16 protein-coding genes are annotated in these 16949 nt (G+C 73.5%); 5 read left to right on the top strand and 11 right to left on the bottom strand.

From position 1 onward, the window contains the following. The first annotated feature begins 32 nt into the window (after positions 1-32). Positions 33-1274: a bifunctional phosphopantothenoylcysteine decarboxylase/phosphopantothenate--cysteine ligase CoaBC gene (gene coaBC / locus ACFWWQ_RS10095; protein ID WP_384593094.1), complete on the top strand. Its 1242-nt coding sequence runs from the start codon at positions 33-35 to the stop codon at positions 1272-1274. Between the two features lie 234 nt (positions 1275-1508). Continuing rightward, complete coding sequence (gene metK, locus ACFWWQ_RS10090; RefSeq protein WP_384593091.1) at positions 1509-2717, top strand: methionine adenosyltransferase; 1209 nt, start codon at positions 1509-1511, stop codon at positions 2715-2717. Positions 2718-2814: 97 nt separating this feature from the next. Here the strand turns inward: metK and ACFWWQ_RS10085 are convergent, their stop codons facing one another. The 10 genes from ACFWWQ_RS10085 to ACFWWQ_RS10040 form a co-directional block, all read right to left on the bottom strand. Next, the gene (locus ACFWWQ_RS10085) at positions 2815-4275 is read right to left on the bottom strand and encodes an FAD/NAD(P)-binding protein (protein ID WP_384593088.1); all 1461 of its coding nucleotides are present in this window, start codon (positions 4273-4275) and stop codon (positions 2815-2817) included. A 24-nt stretch (positions 4276-4299) separates the two neighbouring features. Beyond that, positions 4300-4749: a PPC domain-containing DNA-binding protein gene (locus tag ACFWWQ_RS10080; RefSeq protein WP_384593347.1), complete on the bottom strand. Its 450-nt coding sequence runs from the start codon at positions 4747-4749 to the stop codon at positions 4300-4302. 5 nt (positions 4750-4754) lie between these two features. Then, the gene (locus ACFWWQ_RS10075; protein ID WP_384593085.1) at positions 4755-5705 is read right to left on the bottom strand and encodes an EamA family transporter; all 951 of its coding nucleotides are present in this window, start codon (positions 5703-5705) and stop codon (positions 4755-4757) included. Positions 5706-5718: 13 nt separating this feature from the next. Further along, positions 5719-6477: a PIG-L deacetylase family protein gene (locus tag ACFWWQ_RS10070; protein WP_384593082.1), complete on the bottom strand. Its 759-nt coding sequence runs from the start codon at positions 6475-6477 to the stop codon at positions 5719-5721. Beyond that, positions 6474-7325, bottom strand: a complete 852-nt coding sequence (locus ACFWWQ_RS10065; protein ID WP_384593079.1) for a class I SAM-dependent methyltransferase — start codon at positions 7323-7325, stop codon at positions 6474-6476. Before ACFWWQ_RS10065 ends, ACFWWQ_RS10070 begins: the two co-directional genes overlap by 4 nt. A 67-nt stretch (positions 7326-7392) precedes the next feature. Beyond that, positions 7393-7854 carry a MaoC/PaaZ C-terminal domain-containing protein gene (locus ACFWWQ_RS10060; RefSeq protein ID WP_384593076.1) on the bottom strand — a complete coding sequence of 154 codons (462 nt, stop codon included), beginning with the start codon at positions 7852-7854 and terminating at the stop codon, positions 7393-7395. A gap of 7 nt (positions 7855-7861) precedes the next feature. Then, a complete protein-coding gene (locus ACFWWQ_RS10055; RefSeq protein WP_384593073.1) occupies positions 7862-8509 on the bottom strand; it encodes a maleylpyruvate isomerase family mycothiol-dependent enzyme in 648 nt (215 codons plus the stop codon). After that, positions 8506-8748: a hypothetical protein gene (locus tag ACFWWQ_RS10050; RefSeq protein ID WP_030278607.1), complete on the bottom strand. Its 243-nt coding sequence runs from the start codon at positions 8746-8748 to the stop codon at positions 8506-8508. The genes ACFWWQ_RS10055 and ACFWWQ_RS10050 overlap by 4 nt, the downstream gene beginning before the upstream one ends. Before the next feature lie 70 nt (positions 8749-8818). Beyond that, positions 8819-9640 carry an aminoacyl--tRNA ligase-related protein gene (locus tag ACFWWQ_RS10045; RefSeq protein WP_384593069.1) on the bottom strand — a complete coding sequence of 274 codons (822 nt, stop codon included), beginning with the start codon at positions 9638-9640 and terminating at the stop codon, positions 8819-8821. 19 nt (positions 9641-9659) lie between these two features. Further along, on the bottom strand, positions 9660-10559 hold the full coding sequence (locus ACFWWQ_RS10040) for a diiron oxygenase (protein WP_384593065.1): 900 nt from the start codon (positions 10557-10559) through the stop codon (positions 9660-9662). A gap of 618 nt (positions 10560-11177) precedes the next feature. Here ACFWWQ_RS10040 and ACFWWQ_RS10035 point away from each other — a divergent pair. Then, complete coding sequence (locus ACFWWQ_RS10035) at positions 11178-13313, top strand: primosomal protein N' (protein ID WP_384593062.1); 2136 nt, start codon at positions 11178-11180, stop codon at positions 13311-13313. A gap of 115 nt (positions 13314-13428) precedes the next feature. On the opposite strand, the gene ACFWWQ_RS10030 is transcribed toward ACFWWQ_RS10035, so the two are convergent. Beyond that, positions 13429-13971, bottom strand: coding sequence for a hypothetical protein (locus tag ACFWWQ_RS10030; RefSeq protein ID WP_384593059.1), 543 nt, complete (start codon positions 13969-13971; stop codon positions 13429-13431). Between the two features lie 334 nt (positions 13972-14305). On the opposite strand from ACFWWQ_RS10030, the gene fmt reads away from it, so the two are divergent. Together fmt and ACFWWQ_RS10020 are read left to right on the top strand one after the other, a co-directional pair. Further along, on the top strand, positions 14306-15244 hold the full coding sequence (fmt, locus tag ACFWWQ_RS10025) for a methionyl-tRNA formyltransferase (protein ID WP_384593056.1): 939 nt from the start codon (positions 14306-14308) through the stop codon (positions 15242-15244). Positions 15245-15381: 137 nt separating this feature from the next. Next, complete coding sequence (locus tag ACFWWQ_RS10020) at positions 15382-16815, top strand: RsmB/NOP family class I SAM-dependent RNA methyltransferase (RefSeq protein WP_384593053.1); 1434 nt, start codon at positions 15382-15384, stop codon at positions 16813-16815. The last annotated feature ends 134 nt before the right edge of the window (positions 16816-16949 follow it).

Raw genomic sequence — 16949 nt, 5'->3', positions numbered from 1 at the left:
GATCCGGAACTGGTTCGGGGAGCAGCGAAGCGATGGACAAGCAGGAGCGTGCGACGCCCAAGGTCGTGCTGGGGGTCAGCGGCGGCATCGCCGCGTACAAAGCCTGTGAGCTGCTGCGGCGGCTGACCGAGTCGGGGCACCACGTCCGGGTCGTGCCGACCGCCGCCAGCCTGCACTTCATCGGCGAGGCCACCTGGTCGGCGCTGTCCGGCAACCCGGCCACCACCGAGGTCTGGGAGTCCGTCCATGAGGTCCCGCACGTCCGCATCGGGCAGGAGGCCGACCTCGTCGTGGTGGCGCCCGCCACCGCCGACATGCTGGCCAAGGCGGCCCACGGCATCGCCGACGACCTGCTGACCAACACCCTGCTCACCGCGCGCTGCCCGGTGGTCTTCGCGCCCGCGATGCACACCGAGATGTGGGAGAACCCCGCGACCCAGGAGAACGTCGCCACGCTGCGCCGCCGCGGCGCGCTCGTCATCGAGCCCGCGGTCGGCCGCCTCACCGGCGTCGACACCGGCAAGGGCCGCTTCCCCGACCCCGGCGAGATCTTCGAGCTGTGCCGCCGGGTGCTGGCCCGCGGCCCGCGCGCGCTCACCGCGGATCTGGCCGGTCGGCATGTCGTCGTCACCGCGGGCGGCACCCGCGAGCCGCTGGACCCGGTCCGCTATCTGGGCAACCGCTCGTCGGGGCGGCAGGGCTACGCGCTCGCGGCGACGGCCGCCGCGCGCGGTGCGCGGGTCACCCTCGTCGCGGGCAACACCGAGCTGCCGGACCCGGCGGGCGTGGACGTCGTCCGTATCGGCACCGCCGTACAGCTCCGGGAGGCGGCGCTGGCGGCGGCGGAGGACGCCGACGTGGTGGTAATGGCCGCGGCAGTGGCTGATTTCCGGCCAGCCGCCTACGCCACCGGCAAGATCAAGAAGAAGGACGGGCAGGAGCCGGAACCGGTCACGCTGGTCCGCAATCCGGACATCCTCGCCGAGTTGTCCGCCGACCGGCCGAAGCCCGGGCAGATCATTGTCGGGTTCGCCGCCGAGACCGACGACGTCCTCGCCAACGGCCGCGCCAAACTCGCCCGCAAGGGCTGTGACCTGCTGGTCGTCAACGAGGTGGGGGAGCACAAGACCTTCGGTTCGGCGGAGAACGAAGCCGTGATTCTCGCCATGGACGGTTCCGAGACACCGGTGCCGCACGGACCGAAGGAAGCGCTGGCCGACACGGTGTGGGACCTCGTCGCGGACCGGTTCGCGGGCGCCCCCGAAGGCTCCTGAGACGGCCGCCGCACCGGCCCCGAGGGCCCGCGGCCCCCTTGACCAGGGGGGTCGCACGGCTGATCGTCCCTCTGTGGGCCGTGGTGTGCCAGTCGCGACGGATCCACAAATCGAGACTGAGTGTCCGAACCTCGCACACGACCGATAAACTGGCCAGCGGATCGGGCCGAGCGCAGCTCTCGAGCCCCTCCGCCAAATGATCAGCCAGCAGCCGCTGCAACCCCAGGGAGCGATGTGTCCCGCCGCCTCTTCACCTCGGAGTCCGTCACCGAGGGCCACCCCGACAAGATCGCTGACCAGATCAGCGACACGATCCTCGACGCCCTCCTCAAGGAGGACCCCACCTCCCGGGTCGCCGTCGAGACGTTGATCACCACCGGCCTGGTCCATGTGGCCGGCGAGGTGACGACGAAGGCGTACGCCGACATCCCCAGCCTTGTGCGCAACAAGATCCTCGACATCGGCTACGACTCGTCGAAGAAGGGCTTCGACGGCGCCTCCTGCGGCGTCTCGGTCTCCATCGGCGCGCAGTCCCCGGACATCGCGCAGGGTGTCGACACCGCGTACGAGACGCGCGTCGAGGGCGATGAGGACGAGCTGGACAAGCAGGGCGCGGGCGACCAGGGCCTGATGTTCGGCTACGCGTGCGACGAGACGCCGGAGCTGCTGCCGCTGCCGATCTTCCTCGCGCACCGGCTCTCCCGCCGCCTGTCCGAGGTCCGCAAGAACGGCACCATCCCCTACCTCCGCCCCGACGGGAAGACCCAGGTCACCATCGAGTACGACGGTCACAAGGCCGTCCGCCTCGACACCGTCGTGGTCTCCTCGCAGCACGCCAGCGACATCGACCTCGACTCGCTGCTCGCGCCCGACATCCGTGAGTTCGTCGTCGAGCACGTCCTCAAGGAACTGGTCGAGGACGGCATCAAGCTGGACACCGACGGCTACCGCCTGCTGGTGAACCCGACCGGCCGCTTCGAGATCGGCGGCCCGATGGGCGACGCCGGTCTGACCGGCCGCAAGATCATCATCGACACCTACGGCGGCATGGCCCGGCACGGTGGCGGCGCGTTCTCCGGCAAGGACCCGTCGAAGGTCGACCGCTCCGCCGCGTACGCCATGCGCTGGGTCGCCAAGAACGTCGTCGCGGCCGGTCTCGCGGCCCGCTGCGAGGTCCAGGTGGCGTACGCCATCGGCAAGGCCGAGCCGGTCGGTCTCTTCGTCGAGACCTTCGGCACCGCCACCGTCGACACCGACAAGATCGAGCAGGCCATCGGCGAGGTCTTCGACCTCCGCCCGGCCGCGATCATCCGGGACCTCGACCTGCTCCGCCCGATCTACGCGGAGACCGCCGCGTACGGCCACTTCGGCCGCGCGGACGCCGACTTCACCTGGGAGCGCACCGACCGCGTCGACGCGCTCCGCAAGGCGGCGGGTCTCTAGGACCTCTCCTCCGGGGGCGACGCGGACGCCCCCGGATGCCGAACGGCCCCGTACCGGATGTTCCCGGTGCGGGGCCGTTCGGCGTCTGCGCCGCCTCTCAGGTCGCGGCGGCGATCAGCTCGTGGGCGATCAGCTCCGCCCGGACGTTGATCATGTACATGGACCCGGCGTAGAAGAGGTCGCCGGAGGTGAGATCGCCGAGCGCGTACATTCGCCCCGGGGTCTGTCCCCGGCCCGGGCGCAGCGCGTTCGTCGCCGGGTCGATCCGCAGCCCGCCGTGCGGATTGCCGACCACCAGACCCGCGTCCGCCAGGGACCGCAGCAGCGGCGCGGACCGCGGGCCGGTGGTGGCCAGCCCGGTGCGGGTGGCGTCCACCACGACGTCGGCGCGCCCGGCCCGCCCCTCGTGGACCACCTCGAATCCGCCGCCCGCCCGGGCCCGGACCCCGGCCGTTCCGGCGCGTACCGTCAGCTGGCCGCTGTCCATCGCCGCCAGCAGCCGCCGGGCGGTCGGCGGCGGCATCGGGTTGTACAGCGGCTTGGCGAGCGGGTGGAAGCGCCGCAGGAACACCCGCTTCTCGTGGTCGCCCCACGCCGTCCACACGCTCTCGCGGACGTCGCGCAGCGCCGTCGTGGCGATCGTCTGGTACGGGTTGCCGTCCAGCCGGGCCAGTTCGGAGCGGAGCCGGCCGTGGGCCGGGCGGGGCGCGGTCTCGTCGGTCAGGTCCGTGCCCGCCGCGGCCAGTTCGGCCCCGAGCAGCGCGAAGGTGTCGCGCAGCCCGAGGGAGCCGGAGCGCTCCAGATGACGGGCTATCGCCTCCGCCGTCAGATGCGTCAGGGTGAACGGGCGGTGCCGGGCGCGAACGCCGGGCAGCAGACCGTGCCGCGACGTCATCGTGATCCGGCCGCGGTGCCCCCGGTGCAGCAGCCCCAGCGCGACGTCCACCCCGGACAGCCCGGTGCCGAGGACCATGACGTGCGCGTCCTCGGCGACCCCGGGCAGTACCGCGGAGAGCGGATACGGATCGGGGTGGAAGCCGGGGGCACCGGCCAGCCCGTAGGGGTCGGCCGGGGGCCCGCTGCCCGGGCAGAGCACCACCCGGTCGGCGTGGGTGAGGGAGGCGGCGCCGCGGATCATGACCTCCCCGGCGGACGCCTTGGCGACGGTGGCGAACTCCGGGACCACCGTCACCGTCCAGCCCCGCCGCCGGGCGCCTTGCAGACACGCCTCCCAGTGGTCCACCAGATACTCGCCGTAGACCCGCCGCGGTACGTACGCGTCGGGCGGCAGGGTCGCCAACGGCGTTGCCGCGTACCGGGGTTGGCGGTGCAGCCAGCGCAGGAAGTGATCGCGCTCGGCGCACCGCACCGACATGAATCCGGCCTCGCGGTTGACCAGCGCGCAGTCCAGGTCGGGGCGGTAGGCGCGGCCGGTGGCCAGCTGCCGCGCCCCTTCGTGGACCGTGATGTCGAACGCGGCGTCGTTCCCGGCGTGGCGCAGCATGCTGTCGAGCAGGCTGACCGCCGCGGCGCCGCCGCCTATGACCGCCAGGCGCATGAGCGGGCTCCTCCTGGGGCCGTGCTATCCGGCCGTGTCGGGTGCGATGACGGGCAGGCCCAGCGTGGTGTCGAGCCGCCGGGTGAGGGCGGCGGGGTACGCGGTGACGAACACCTCCAGGGCCGGGTGGGCGACGGCCTGCTGGAGGTGGCCGCCGACCGTCGTGCCGTCGCGGCGGCCCAGCACCACATGGGCGTGGACGTGCGGCCGTCCGTCCTTGAGCGCGATGTTGCCGGTCAGGCCCAGCACCTCGGTGTGTTCGGTCACCGGGATCGGGACATGGGCCTTGGCGACCGGGTCGAAGAGGGACAGCGCGGCGGAGCCGAAGGCGCCGATTGCGGTGAGGGAGCCCGCGGTCACCTGCTGTTCGGCGGCGAACTTCTCCAGTGCGGGCACCACCTCGTCGCCCGCTTCCAGAACGACGGCGAACTGGCGGGGGGCCATGGCGTCGTCGTGCAGCAGCCGGATGTGCATCGGTGTCAACTCGCTTTCGTGGCATCGGCGGGCTTCTCGCCGCCGGGGACGTCGCTCGGCACGGGCCCGGGGTGCCGCAGGGCCCACCGGGCGCGCACCTTGCCGATCACATCGAACTGGTTGAGGACCAGCCCGAGGATCACCAGTGTGATGGCCGTGGCCTTCATGGCACCCAGGGGCTCACCGAGAAGCAGCATCGACGACGCCATGCCGAAGATCGGCACCAGCAGCGTCAGGGGCGCGACCCGGGAGGTGCGGTAGGTGCGCAGCAGATGGCCCCAGAGCGCGAAGCCGAAGAGGATCGTCGGGTAGACCATGTAGAGCAGCGAGCCGAGGCCGGTCCAGCCCATGGTGGTGAAGGAGTGCTCGACGGTGCCCCAGCCGCCGAGGCCCAGCGACAGCAGGAACATCGGGACCGGCGGCACCAGGCTCGCCCAGACCGTGAACGCGAGCGCGTTCTCCGGCTGGGCCTTCTTGATGATCAGGTTGGCGACGGCCCAGGACAGCGACGCGCCGACGACCATGACCGTACCGGCCGCGGTGACCGAACCGTCGGTGACCGCGGCGACCAGTCCCATGCCGCCGCCCGCCACCACGAACCCCACCAGGAAGCGCGGGCTGACACGTTCGCCCATCAGCCCCGCCGCCAGGCCGATCGTCCAGAACGCCTGGAGCTGCATGACGACCGAGGCCAGGCCCGCCGAGAAGCCCAGGTCCATCCCGGCGAAGAGCAGCCCGAACTGGCCGATGCCGAAGAACAGCCCGTACAGCAGGAGATAACGCCACGGCACGTTCGGCCGCTTGAAGAAGAAGACCGCGGGGACGGCCGCGAGCAGGAAGCGGAGCGACGCCAGGAGGTACGGGTCGAACGAGCGCAGCCCGATGTCGATGATGGCGAAGTTCACTCCCCAGATGACCATCACCAGGACGGCACCCAGGAACTTGGACAGTGGCAAGAACGCTCCTCTTTCAGGGTTGTGAGGAGGCCGCGGGCGCGGCCGCGTCGGTGCGGATGACCTGGAACGCCTCGGCGAGCCGGCCGGGCGCGAGCCCGCCGAGGGCCGCCTGGCCGGCCAGCTTGGCGCGCACGTCCTCGCGGAGCCGGTCACGGTGGGCGGTCTGCGAGACATGGGCGCGCAGCGCGGTGAGCTTCTGCTCGAACGTCTCCGTCACCTCGACCCGGGTGTCCGGGCGCGGCCCGGTCGTCACCCAGATCTCCGGAACGCTCCAGGGGGCCAGGCCCTCCTCCAGCAGCAGCTCGGGGAAGGCCCGCGGATTGCGCGCGTCCGGGTAGAGCGCCGCCAGCGACGCCTCCCCGGCCGCGCGGTGATCGGCATGGAGGTCGGGCAGGAACGCCCAGTTGATCTCCGGGCTCTGGATCACCGCGCGGTGCGGCCGGGTCTGCCGGATCACCCGGACGATCTGCCGCCGCAGCGCCGCATCGGGCCGCAGCAGCCCGTCCTGGTGGCCGAGGAACCGTACGTCCTTGACCCCGAGGACGGCGGCGGCGTCACGCTGCTCCCGCTCCCGCCGCGCCGCGAGATCGGCGCGGGGCACGGCCGGGTCCTCGCCGCCGCCCGAGCCGTCCGTCAGGACCAGATACGTCACCTCGGCGCCCGCGCCCGTCCAGGACGCGATGGTGCCGCCGGCGGTGAAGTCCGTGTCGTCGGGGTGGGCGGCGATGGCCAGCACCCGCAGCGCCTCGTCCGGGGAATCCGTACCGCTCACGCCGTGAGCACCTCGGCGGTGAAGAGGAACGACCGGGGCACGCCGGCCATCGTGCGGGGCGGCACCGGGTGCGGCCAGCGGCCGAAGTCGGCGCCGTCCTCGCCCGGTTGCTTGAGGTCCGTCACGGACCAGCCGCAGTCGGGCAGGAACTCTTCGGGGGAGTCGGTGCCGAAGAGCCAGGGGTTGCCGTCCTCGGCCAGGATCTTGAGGAAGCCGCGGGCGAGCGGGTTGGTGAGCGTGGTGCGGCTCGTCATGTCGCCGAGGAGCACGGAACCGGGCGCGGACAGCTCCCGCAGCGTGCCCAGCAGCCGCCGTACGACGTCCTCGGGGAGGAAGAAGAACAGCCCCTCGGCCACCCACAGGGTGGGCTGCTCCGGGTCGAACCCGGCGGCGTGCAGATCGTCCTGCCACTGCGCGGCGAGGTCGACCGCGACGGCGTGGCGACGCGGCCCGCCGGAGGTGTCGACGCCGTGCCGGGCGAGGAGTTCGGCCTTGGCGTCGAGCAGCGCCGGGCGGTCGAGTTCGTAGAGGGTGACGCCGTCGGGCCAGGTCAGCCGGGCGGCGCGCATGTCCATACCGGCGGCGACGGAGACCACCTGACGCAGCCCGCGGTCGCGGACGGCGCGGACGAGGGCCTCGTCGAGGTAGCGGGTGCGGACCAGGACGAAGGGGGCGACGGCGGAGCCGCGGTACCGCTCCAGCAGCGCGAAGCCGGTGTCCCCGGCGACGGCGCGGGCCAGCGGGTCGTCGAAGATACGGTCCGGGCGCTCGGACTCCAGGGCGCGCGCGGCGGCCGTCCACTGTGCCGTCCGGGACACCGGCTCCATCTGCATTTCCGCGCTCGTCATGAGCGGTTACTCCTCTCGTGGCGACGGCTGACCGGCGCGGGGTGCCCGCCGGTGCCGGAGGTCCGGTTCATGTGTCCTGCCCGGCGGGTCTGCGGCGGAAGATGCTGTGCAGCACCATGCTGAAGACCACCGTGCCCTCCTCGTCGAGGAGTTCGCACCGCGGGCGCAGTATTCCGGATTGCTTGCTGTGCAGTACGGGAGCCACGCCCAGCACCGTCAGGCGCGCCCGCAGCACATCGCCGGGGCGCACCGGCCGGTGGAAGCGCATCTCGTCCACGCCCGGTGAGCCCTCACCGGCCGAGTCGGCGAGGATCTCCTCGACGTAGCGGCGCATGAAGAGCGAGGCGGTCAGCCAGCCGCTGGCGACCAGGCCGCCGAAGTTCGACTCGGTGGCGCGCTCGGGGTCGGTGTGGAAAACCTGCGGGTCGTAGGCGCGCCCGAAGGACAGCACCTCTTCCTGTGTCACCTTCACCTCGCCGAGGTCGTAGACCTCACCGACGGGAAAGTCCTCCAAGTACCGGATGCTCACGGCCGCCTCACCATTCCGCGCTGACGAGTTCTTCGGGGGTGGCGCCGGACAGCTGGTAGCGGTCCGGGTCCAGCGGGCGTCCGGTGTAGAGCCGCAGCACGTCCGGGACGTCCGCGGTCAGCTGCGCCGTGGGCCGCCCGGGCACGGCGGAGCCCAGGGTGAGCCGCCGGGTGGGCAGCTGGATCTCCACCAGGGGGGTGCGCACCACGCGCTCGCAGCGGCTGAGCAGCGTGAGGGCCGCCTGGTGGCCACGGCTGTGGTACGGGTCGTCCAGGCCGATCGCCTCGCGGACGTCGCCGCCGTGGATCCAGGTGCCGAGCGCCGCCAGGTCCTTGGCGCCGCCGGCCGCCCGGATCGCCGGGCCCGCGTCCGCAAGGCCCTGGTCGAACTCGTCGATGACCTGCTTGAGCGGCCAGGTACGGCGCTCCTCGACGTCCCGTTGGTTCTGCTCGTGGCTGGCGCGGTACGCGGGGCCCGCGGCGAGGCCGGTGAGCGCGGCGCCGCAGTGCGCGACGATGTCGCGGACCGTCCAGGCGGAGCAGACCGTGGGCCGCTTCAGATCGGCCTCGGGCAGGGTGCGTAACCGCGGTACGAGGGTGTCGCGTTCGGCGCGGAGCACCACATCGGTGGCTGCGGGTGTCTGCGGGCCCGTCATCGCACCCCCGCCCCGAAGTAGCGCGCCTCGATGCGGCGCAGGGTGCGGAAGTCGTCGATGTCGATGCTCTCCATGTCGATGTCCTCACCGCTGAGGCGGGAGACCAGCACCATGAACTCGACGAACGCGAGGGAGTCGATCAGACGGCTCTCCAGCAGGTCGAAGTCCGGCTCGATGTCGCTGACTTCGGCGTGCCGGTCGAGGATCCACTGTTTGATCTGGTCGGTGGCGGACTGCATGGCGGACTCCTTCGTGAGGGTGGGGCGGAGAGGTACGGGCAGACGCGGCGGGCGGGTGCCCGCGCGGCGGTCAGGCCACGGCGGCCTTGTCGAGGGCCGTGGCGACGGCCGCCCAGTCGCCGTGCCGTTCGTGCAGCACGGCGAGCCAGCGCTCCAGGCCGAAGGCGACACAGCTGGTGAACACCGGGCGGCCGGTGCCGGCGATGCGGATGTCGCAGCGCTCGCCGAAGAAGTTGCGGTGCTTGTTCACGGACCCGATGGCGAGGTCGCCGACGAGGAATTCGTACTTCACCGGCGACAGCATCTGGAGCTTGGCGCGCGGCCCCTCGCCGTCGAAGAACGGGTCGGACGCGGGCTCCTTGCGCATCTCCAGGCCCAGCGCCTCGGCGAATGCGAGGATGCGCTGCGAGGAGCGCTCCAGATGGTCCTCGACGAACTCCTGGCTGCCCAGCGCGACGATCTCGCGCATATGGAAGCCGAGCAGGCGGCGCAGCCCCTTGTAGTGCTCCTCGCGGCGGAAGCACCGTCCGACGAGGGTGACCAGGGTGTCCCGCTCCAGCGCCGTGCCCTCCAGGCCGAGGTAGACGGCGTAGCAGGTGGCGGGTGGCGGGGCGACCTCGGCGCCTTGGAGCTGGTCGGGCGGGAAGGCGGTGATCGCCGTCGCCGCCTCGCCCTGGGGGCGCCGCTCCAGGTCCAGGCCGCTGACGGTCAGCGCCTGGTGCGGGAAGTTCTGGTAGTAGTCGAGCTTGGCCAGACCGGCGACGGGGAGCAGGGCCGGTCCGACGACGGGCTCGGCGCCGCGGGCGGTGCCCCATTCGGCGAAGGTGCGGTCCAGGCGGTGGAGCGCGGCGGCTTCGTCGGCGCGCAGGAACAGCAGACCGTTGGGTTCCACGAATCGGCCTCCCGCCCGCTCAGATGCCGGGCAGGACGTCGTCGGCGAAGATGCCGGTCCGGCACATGAACGCCAGCGGCTTGCGCACGGCGCGGCGCTCGGCCTCCCGGCGCGAGGGCTCGGCGAGCAGCCGTTCCCGGAATCCGAGCGGGTCGGGAATTCCGGCGTCGCGGTAGATCTGCGGGTTGTAGAACGCCCGCAGGCTGAATGCGATGTACCGCTTGAGGTACTGCTCGATCTCCTCGCGCTGCCCGGGGGTGAGGTCCCCGACGAGGTCGGCGTGGAGCAGCGAGACCAGCTCCCGGCCGAAGGCGATGTGCCGGGACTCGTCCTCGTGGTGCACGCGGTTGACCTGGCGGATGGTCTCGTGGAGCGAGGCGTCGCCCGCCATGCGCATGTTGTAGTGGTCGACGATTTCCTCGAAGAGGAGCACCCGGCAGAACACCAGAAGGTTCTCGACCCGGGGGTCCTCATGGGCGATGGAGTTCAGCTTCGGCCCGGAGTAAATCTTCCCGCCATAGCGCAGGCAGAATTCGGCGAAGAACCACATGTGTTCGTTCTCTTCGCCGACGAAGTGATGGAAGAAGTCCGACGGAATCTCGAACCCGCGGGTGTGGATGCGGCGTACCACCTCCACCAGGAGTTCCCGAATGCCTTCGACGTTCAGGCTGTAGAAATTGATGCTCTCCCAGCGCGAGAGTTGCTGCCGCTGCGCCTCGGTGAGTTCGTTCACGATTTCCGTGCCGTACGTGGAGGTGAGATCGTCGCTCATCCACATCATCTCGGACGGCAGCGTCTCGGGCCAGGCGAACTCGCGGTACGGGTTGTAGTACTCGTCAACCGACTTGTCGACGAGCCGCTGGAGAATCTCGACGAAACGCTGCTCCCGCTCCGGTCTGGGCGTGGTGGTCGACAGCATTCATTTCCCTTTCGGCGATCGGTGAAAGCGGGACCGCGGCGGACAGGGGGCCGCGCGGCGTGATCGGTCGGCGTCATGGCCGGTACGGGGAAGTGGGGGTGGGAATGCGTAGGGGAAAACGGCGGCGATCGGGCGGTGGTGAGTCAGTGGCGTCGAATGCCCGCCGGTGACTTTAGCGCTCTGCCTCGCTATTGGGCCAGATCCCCCGGTGAAAAGAAGGGGAAGAGGGTCTTCCGTTTGTGTCAGTGGTGCTGAGGGAGTTACCTCCTTACAAGCCTGGCCGACTATTGCAGCAGTATTTCGGCAGTATGAAGCGAATGTCTGTGCGGTAAGTCTCCTTAGGAGTGCGTTGCGTCGTTTCCAGCCGAATTCGCGGAGGCGCCGCACGGTCCCGGCCTGGTGATTTCGGCGCGCGGGTGCGGCCAGCTCGCGTTTCCGGTACCGGGGGAACGGCTCGAATTCGCTCCTGTGTGTGAACCGGTGTCGCGCCCGCCCGGGCGGGCGCCCGCGCGCGAGGCCGCGGCGCGGAACCGGCGGCGCCCCGGCCCGCCGCCCGGCCCCGGGGTGCGGGGCTCGCGCACCCGCCGTTGTCGGTGCCGTCTGCTAAGACTGGATGCCGTGAGCAGGGACGACGGGCGCCAGGAGGCCGGGGCGGATGCGGGCGAGCAGTTGGCCCTCATCCGGGCGAGCGTGCGGGAAACCAAGGCGACCCGCGCCAGGCCGCGGACCTGGCGCGGCGCCGAGCCCGCCGCCGAGCTGCCCGTCGCCCGCGTCCTCGTGGACAAGGGCCTGGTCCACCTCGACCGCTACTTCGACTACGTCGTCCCCGCCGCCATGGATGCCGAGGCCCGCCCCGGCGTGCGGGTGCGCGTCCGCTTCGGGGCGGGCGAGAAGGGCGGGCGTCGCGAGGGCGGCAAGCTGGTCAGCGGCTTCATCGTCGACCGCGTCGCGGAGAGCGACTTCCGCGGCGTCCTCGCCCCGCTCGCCCAGGTCCTCTCCCCGGAGCCGGTGCTCACCCCCGGGCTGCTCGCCCTGTGCCGCGCCGTCGCCGACCGCTACGCGGGCAGCCTCGCCGACGTCGTCCAGCTCGCCGTCCCGCCCCGCCGCGCCCGCGCCGAGGCCAAGGAGTCCCCGCCCCCGCTGCCGCCCAACGCCCCGCCCGAGCCCGTCAGTTGGCAGCGGTACGGGGCCGGGCCCGGCTTCCTCGCCGCGCTGGCGCGGGGGGACGCGCCGCGCGCGGTGTGGACGGCGCTGCCCGGCGCCACCTGGCCCGACGAGCTGGCCCGCGCCGCCGCCGCCGCGCTCGCCTCCGGCCGCGGCGCGCTGATCGTGCTGCCCGACGGCCGGGCCGCCGCCCGGGTGGACGCCGCGCTCACCGCCCTCGTCGGCTCCGGCCGTCACGTCCTGCTGACCGCCGATGCCGGGCCGGAGGAGCGCTACCGCCGCTGGCTCGCGGTCAGCCGCGGCTCCGTGTGCGCCGTGATCGGCACCCGCGCCGCGATGTTCGCCCCCGTCGACCGCCTCGGCCTGGTCGCCCTGTGGGACGACGGCGACGCCGCGCTCAGCGACCCGCACGCCCCGCAGCCGCACGCCCGCGAGGTGCTGATCCAGCGCGCGGTGGGGGAGCGGGCCGGGTTCCTGCTCGGCGGGGTGAGCTGCACGGTCGAGGCGGCGCAGCTCGTCGAGACGGGCTGGGCACGCCCGCTGGCCGCCGACCGCGAGCGGGTGCGTGCCGCCGCCCCCCGCATCCGTACGGTCGGCGAGGGCGACGAGGCGCGCGACGAGGCGGCCCGCGCGGCCCGGCTGCCGACGATGGCCTGGCAGGTGGTCCGCGAGGGGCTCAAGCACGGCCCGGTCCTCGTCCAGGTCCCCCGGCGCGGCTACGCCCCCCGGCTGGCCTGCGCCCGCTGCCGGACCCCGGCCCGCTGCCGCGCCTGCGCGGGCCCGCTGGAGTCCCCGGGCGCCGACGACCTGGTGTGCACCTGGTGCGGACGGGCGGAGGCGGACTGGCACTGCGCGGAGTGCGGCGGCGCCCGGCTGCGCGCCCAGGTGGTGGGGGCCCGGCGGACGGCCGAGGAGCTGGGCCGGGCGTTCCCCGCCGTACCGGTGCGCACCTCGGGCCGCGACCATGTGCTGGCGACGGTGCCGGACGCCCCCGCGCTGGTGGTGTCCACCCCGGGCGCCGAGCCGGTCGCGGAGGGGCCCGGATATGCCGCCGGGCTGCTGCTGGACGGCTGGGCGCTGCTCAGCCGCCCCGATCTGCGCGCCGGGGAGGAGGCGCTGCGCCGCTGGCTGACGGCGGCCTCGCTGGTCCGCGGCCAGGAGGCGGGCGGCACGGTCGCGGTGATCGCGGAGCCGACGCTGCGGCCGGTCCAGGCGCTGGTGCGCTGGGATCCGGTGGGCCACGCCGTCCGCGAGCTGGCGGAGCGGGCCGAGCTGGGCTTCCCGCCGGTCTCCCGGATGGCGGCGGTCGCCGGCCGCCCCGATGACGTCGCCGCGCTGTTGCAGAGCGCCGAACTCCCGCCGGGTGCCGAGGTGTTGGGTCCGGTGCCGCTCCCGGTCGCCGACCCCGGGCGGCCGCGCCGTCCCGGTGATCCGCCGCCGGGCGAGAGCTGGGAGCGGGCGCTGGTCCGCGTCCGGCCCGGTCAGGGCGCGGCGCTGGCGGCGGCCCTGAAGGCGGCCCGCGCGGCCCGCCTGGTCAAGCGGGAGGGGGAGGCGGTCCGGGTCCGGATCGACCCGCCCGACCTGGGGTGACCGCGGCCCGGCGGCCCGGCCCCGGCCGTCGTTCCCGGTCCGCCGCGGCCCCGGCCCGCGGGCGCGTGGCGCTCGGGGCCCGCACCGGGCGCCCGTCGGCCGGAAGAGCGCGGCGTCAGCCGTTGCGCGGTGCGGGGAACGCGCCGGTCCGGGGCTCCTCGCGGGGGCCGGGGGCGGGCTGCGCCGGCATCTGGCGGGCCGCGGGCACCGACGGTGTACCGGACAGGCCCGCCGCGACGGCCACCGCGCGGGAGGTGGTCGCCTCGGGGGAGTGGTGTGCGGCGTCGGCGCCCTCGGCGGTGTGCTGTGCGGCCCGGCGGCCGCCGTAACGGCGGTGCACCGCCTGCTTGGTGACGCCGAGCGCGGAGCCCACCGCGTCCCAGGAGAAGCCCAGTGAGCGGTCGAAGTCGACGGCGGCCGTGACGAGCGTTTCGACGCTGTCGCGCAGCTCCTGGGCGAGGCGGACCGTGGGGGCGGGCGCCCGTCCGTAGACGACGAACCCGGCGGAGGGGCCGGTGCGGCGCGGCCGGTAGACGTTGCCGAGCTGGGCGGTCAGGGTGCGCAACGCGTCCACCTGCCGGCGTACCCGCTCGATGTCGCGTACCAGGAGATGCAGGCTGGCGCGCGCCTGGGCGTCGTGGGTTGCGTGGTCGGCCATGTGAAAGCCTCTCGAACCGGCGTGGAAAGGGAAAATAACGACGGTGGGCCGCACCTGCGACCCGGGGGATGGTCAATGCTGTTTGACCAACGCGGCAGCGGCGCCTCTGGTCACGGTGTGGGGGCGTAACGGCTCGTCAGTGCGGCGCGGCGTGCCCCGCACGCCCCCGGCCGGACGCGCGCGGCACCGGTTCGCCGCCCGGCGACGCGGGTACGGGGACGCCCGGCGCCGGTCAGGGCCCCGCGCACCCGGTGGACAGCGCACCCGGTGGACAGGGCACCCGGCCGTAGACTGGTGCGCCGTTCCGCAGCGTGTGAGAGGTAGTGCGCCACCCATGAGGCTCGTCTTCGCCGGTACCCCCGAGGTCGCCGTACCTGCCCTGGATGCCCTGATCGCCTCGGACCAGCATGAGGTGGTGGCCGTGGTGACCCGGCCGGACGCCCCGGCCGGCCGCGGCCGGCGGCTGGTCGCGAGCCCGGTCGCCGAGCGGGCCGAAGAGGCGGGCATCGAGGTGCTCAAGCCCGCGAAGCCCGGCGACCCCGGATTCCTCGCCCGGCTGCGGGAGATCGCCCCCGACTGCTGCCCGGTCGTCGCCTACGGCGCGCTGCTGCCGCAGTCGGCGCTCGACGTCCCCGCCAAGGGCTGGGTCAACCTCCACTTCTCGCTGCTCCCGGCCTGGCGGGGCGCCGCTCCCGTGCAGCATGCGGTGCTCGCCGGGGACGAGGTCACCGGCGCCTCCACCTTCCAGATCGAGCGGGGGCTGGACTCCGGCCCGGTCTTCGGGGTGCTCACCGAGGAGATCCGCCCCACGGACACCGCCGGTGACCTGCTGACCCGGCTCGCCTTCGCCGGTGCCGGGCTGCTCGCCGCAACGATGGACGGCATCCAGGACGGCACCCTGCACGCCGTCGCGCAGCCCGCCGAGGGCGTCTCGCTCGCCCCGAAGATCGAGGTCGAGGACGCCCGGGTGGACTGGTCGGCGCCCGCGCTGCGGGTGGAGCGGGTGGTGCGCGGCTGCGCGCCGTCCCCCGGCGCCTGGACGCTGTTCCGGGGCGAGCGCCTGAAGCTGATGGCCACCGCGTCCGCCGGCCCGGACGCCGGTCTGCACCTCGCCCCCGGCGAACTCGCCGTCACCAAGAAGGCCGTGTACGTCGGCACCGGCAGCCACGCCGTCGAGCTGCTGTGGGTCCAGCCGCAGGGCAAGAAGCCGATGAAGGGCGCCGACTGGGCGCGCGGCGTCCGCATCGAGGCGGGCGAAGTGATCGGGGAGTAGCGCGGCCCGGGGGACGGCGGCCGGTGGCCCGCCGACGGCCGCCGGCCGCTGCCGCCCCGGGCTCCCGGCACCGCGCGTACGCTGGTCACACACCCTTTTCCGCTCGCCTCTTCCTTCTCGTATCCGGAGCACCTTTCGTGAGCCAGCAGCCGCATCGCCGTCCCGGCAAGCCCTACCGCCGTCCGCAGAAGGACCCGGTCCGGATCCTCGCGTTCGAGGCGCTGCGGGCCGTCGACGAGCGGGACGCCTACGCCAACCTCGTGCTGCCGCCGCTGCTGCGCAAGGCGCGCGAGACGCCGGACTTCGACAGCCGGGACGCGGCGCTCGCCACCGAGCTGGTCTACGGCACGCTGCGCCGCCAGGGCACCTACGACGCGATCGTCGCGCAGTGCGTGGACCGCCCGCTGCGCGAGGTCGACCCGCCGGTGCTGGACGTCCTCACCCTCGGCGCGCACCAGCTGCTCGGCACCCGTATCCCCACCCACGCGGCGGTCAGCGCCAGCGTCGAACTGGCCCGGGTGGTGCTCGGCGACGGCCGCGCGAAGTTCGTCAACGCGGTGCTGCGCAAGGTCGCGGCGCACGACATGGACACCTGGCTGGAGCGGATCGCCCCCGCCTACGACGAGGACGCCGAGGAACACCTCGGCCTGGTCCACGCCCACCCCCGCTGGATCGTCTCCGCCCTGTGGGACGCGCTCGGCGGCGGCCGCGCGGGCATCGAGGACCTGCTGGAGGCCGACAACGAACGGCCCGAGGTGACGCTGGTCGCCCGTCCCGGCCGCTCCACCGCCGAGGAGCTGCTGACCGCCGTGGGCGAGGACCGCGCGCTGCCCGGCCGCTGGTCGCCGTACGCGGTCCGGCTGGCCGAGGGCGGCGAGCCGGGGGCGCTGGACGCGGTGCGCGAGGGCCGCGCCGGGGTGCAGGACGAGGGCAGTCAGCTGGTCGCGCTGGCGCTGGCCCACGCGCCCGTCGAGGGCGACGACCGGCGCTGGCTGGACGGCTGCGCGGGCCCCGGCGGAAAGGCCGCGCTGTTGGCGGCGCTGGCGGCGGAGCGCGGGGCGGCGCTGCTCGCCTCCGAGAAGCAGCCGCACCGCGCCGGTCTGGTGGCCCGCGCCCTGGACGGCAACCCGGGCCCGTACGCGGTGATCGCCGCCGACGGCACCCGCCCCGCGTGGCGGCCCGGCTCCTTCGACCGGGTGCTGGTCGACGTGCCGTGCACCGGTCTTGGCGCGCTGCGCCGCCGCCCCGAGGCCCGCTGGCGCCGCCGCCCGGAGGACCTGGACGGCTTCGCGCCGCTCCAGCGGGATCTGCTCCGCCAGGCGCTGGCCGCCGTCCGGGTCGGGGGCGTCGTCGGTTACGCGACCTGCTCCCCGCACCTCGCCGAGACCCGCGCCGTCGTCGACGACGTCCTCAAGGGCCGCGGCGGCGTCCCCGCCGACGCCGAGTGGATCGACGCCCGCCCGCTGATGTCCGGCGTCCCGGCGCTGGGCGACGGCCCCGACGTCCAGCTGTGGCCGCATCTGCACGGCACGGACGCGATGTACCTGGCGCTGTTGCGGCGTACCGCCTGAGCGGGGCGCCGCCCGGAAAAGCCCGCGGCCGGCGGCCGCCGTGGCCGGTACCCGGTCCCGGGGGCGTATAACCAACACACACGCCCCCACACTTACACTCAGAGGCGGAGACGGAGTGTGTGTGTGAGTCTCTG

The sequence above is a fragment of the Streptomyces sp. NPDC059080 genome (assembly GCF_042739975.1).
GTDB lineage: Bacteria > Actinomycetota > Actinomycetes > Streptomycetales > Streptomycetaceae > Streptomyces > Streptomyces benahoarensis.
Note: the sequence above shows the minus strand (reverse complement) of the source record. Positions and strands in the feature narration are given on the sequence as shown.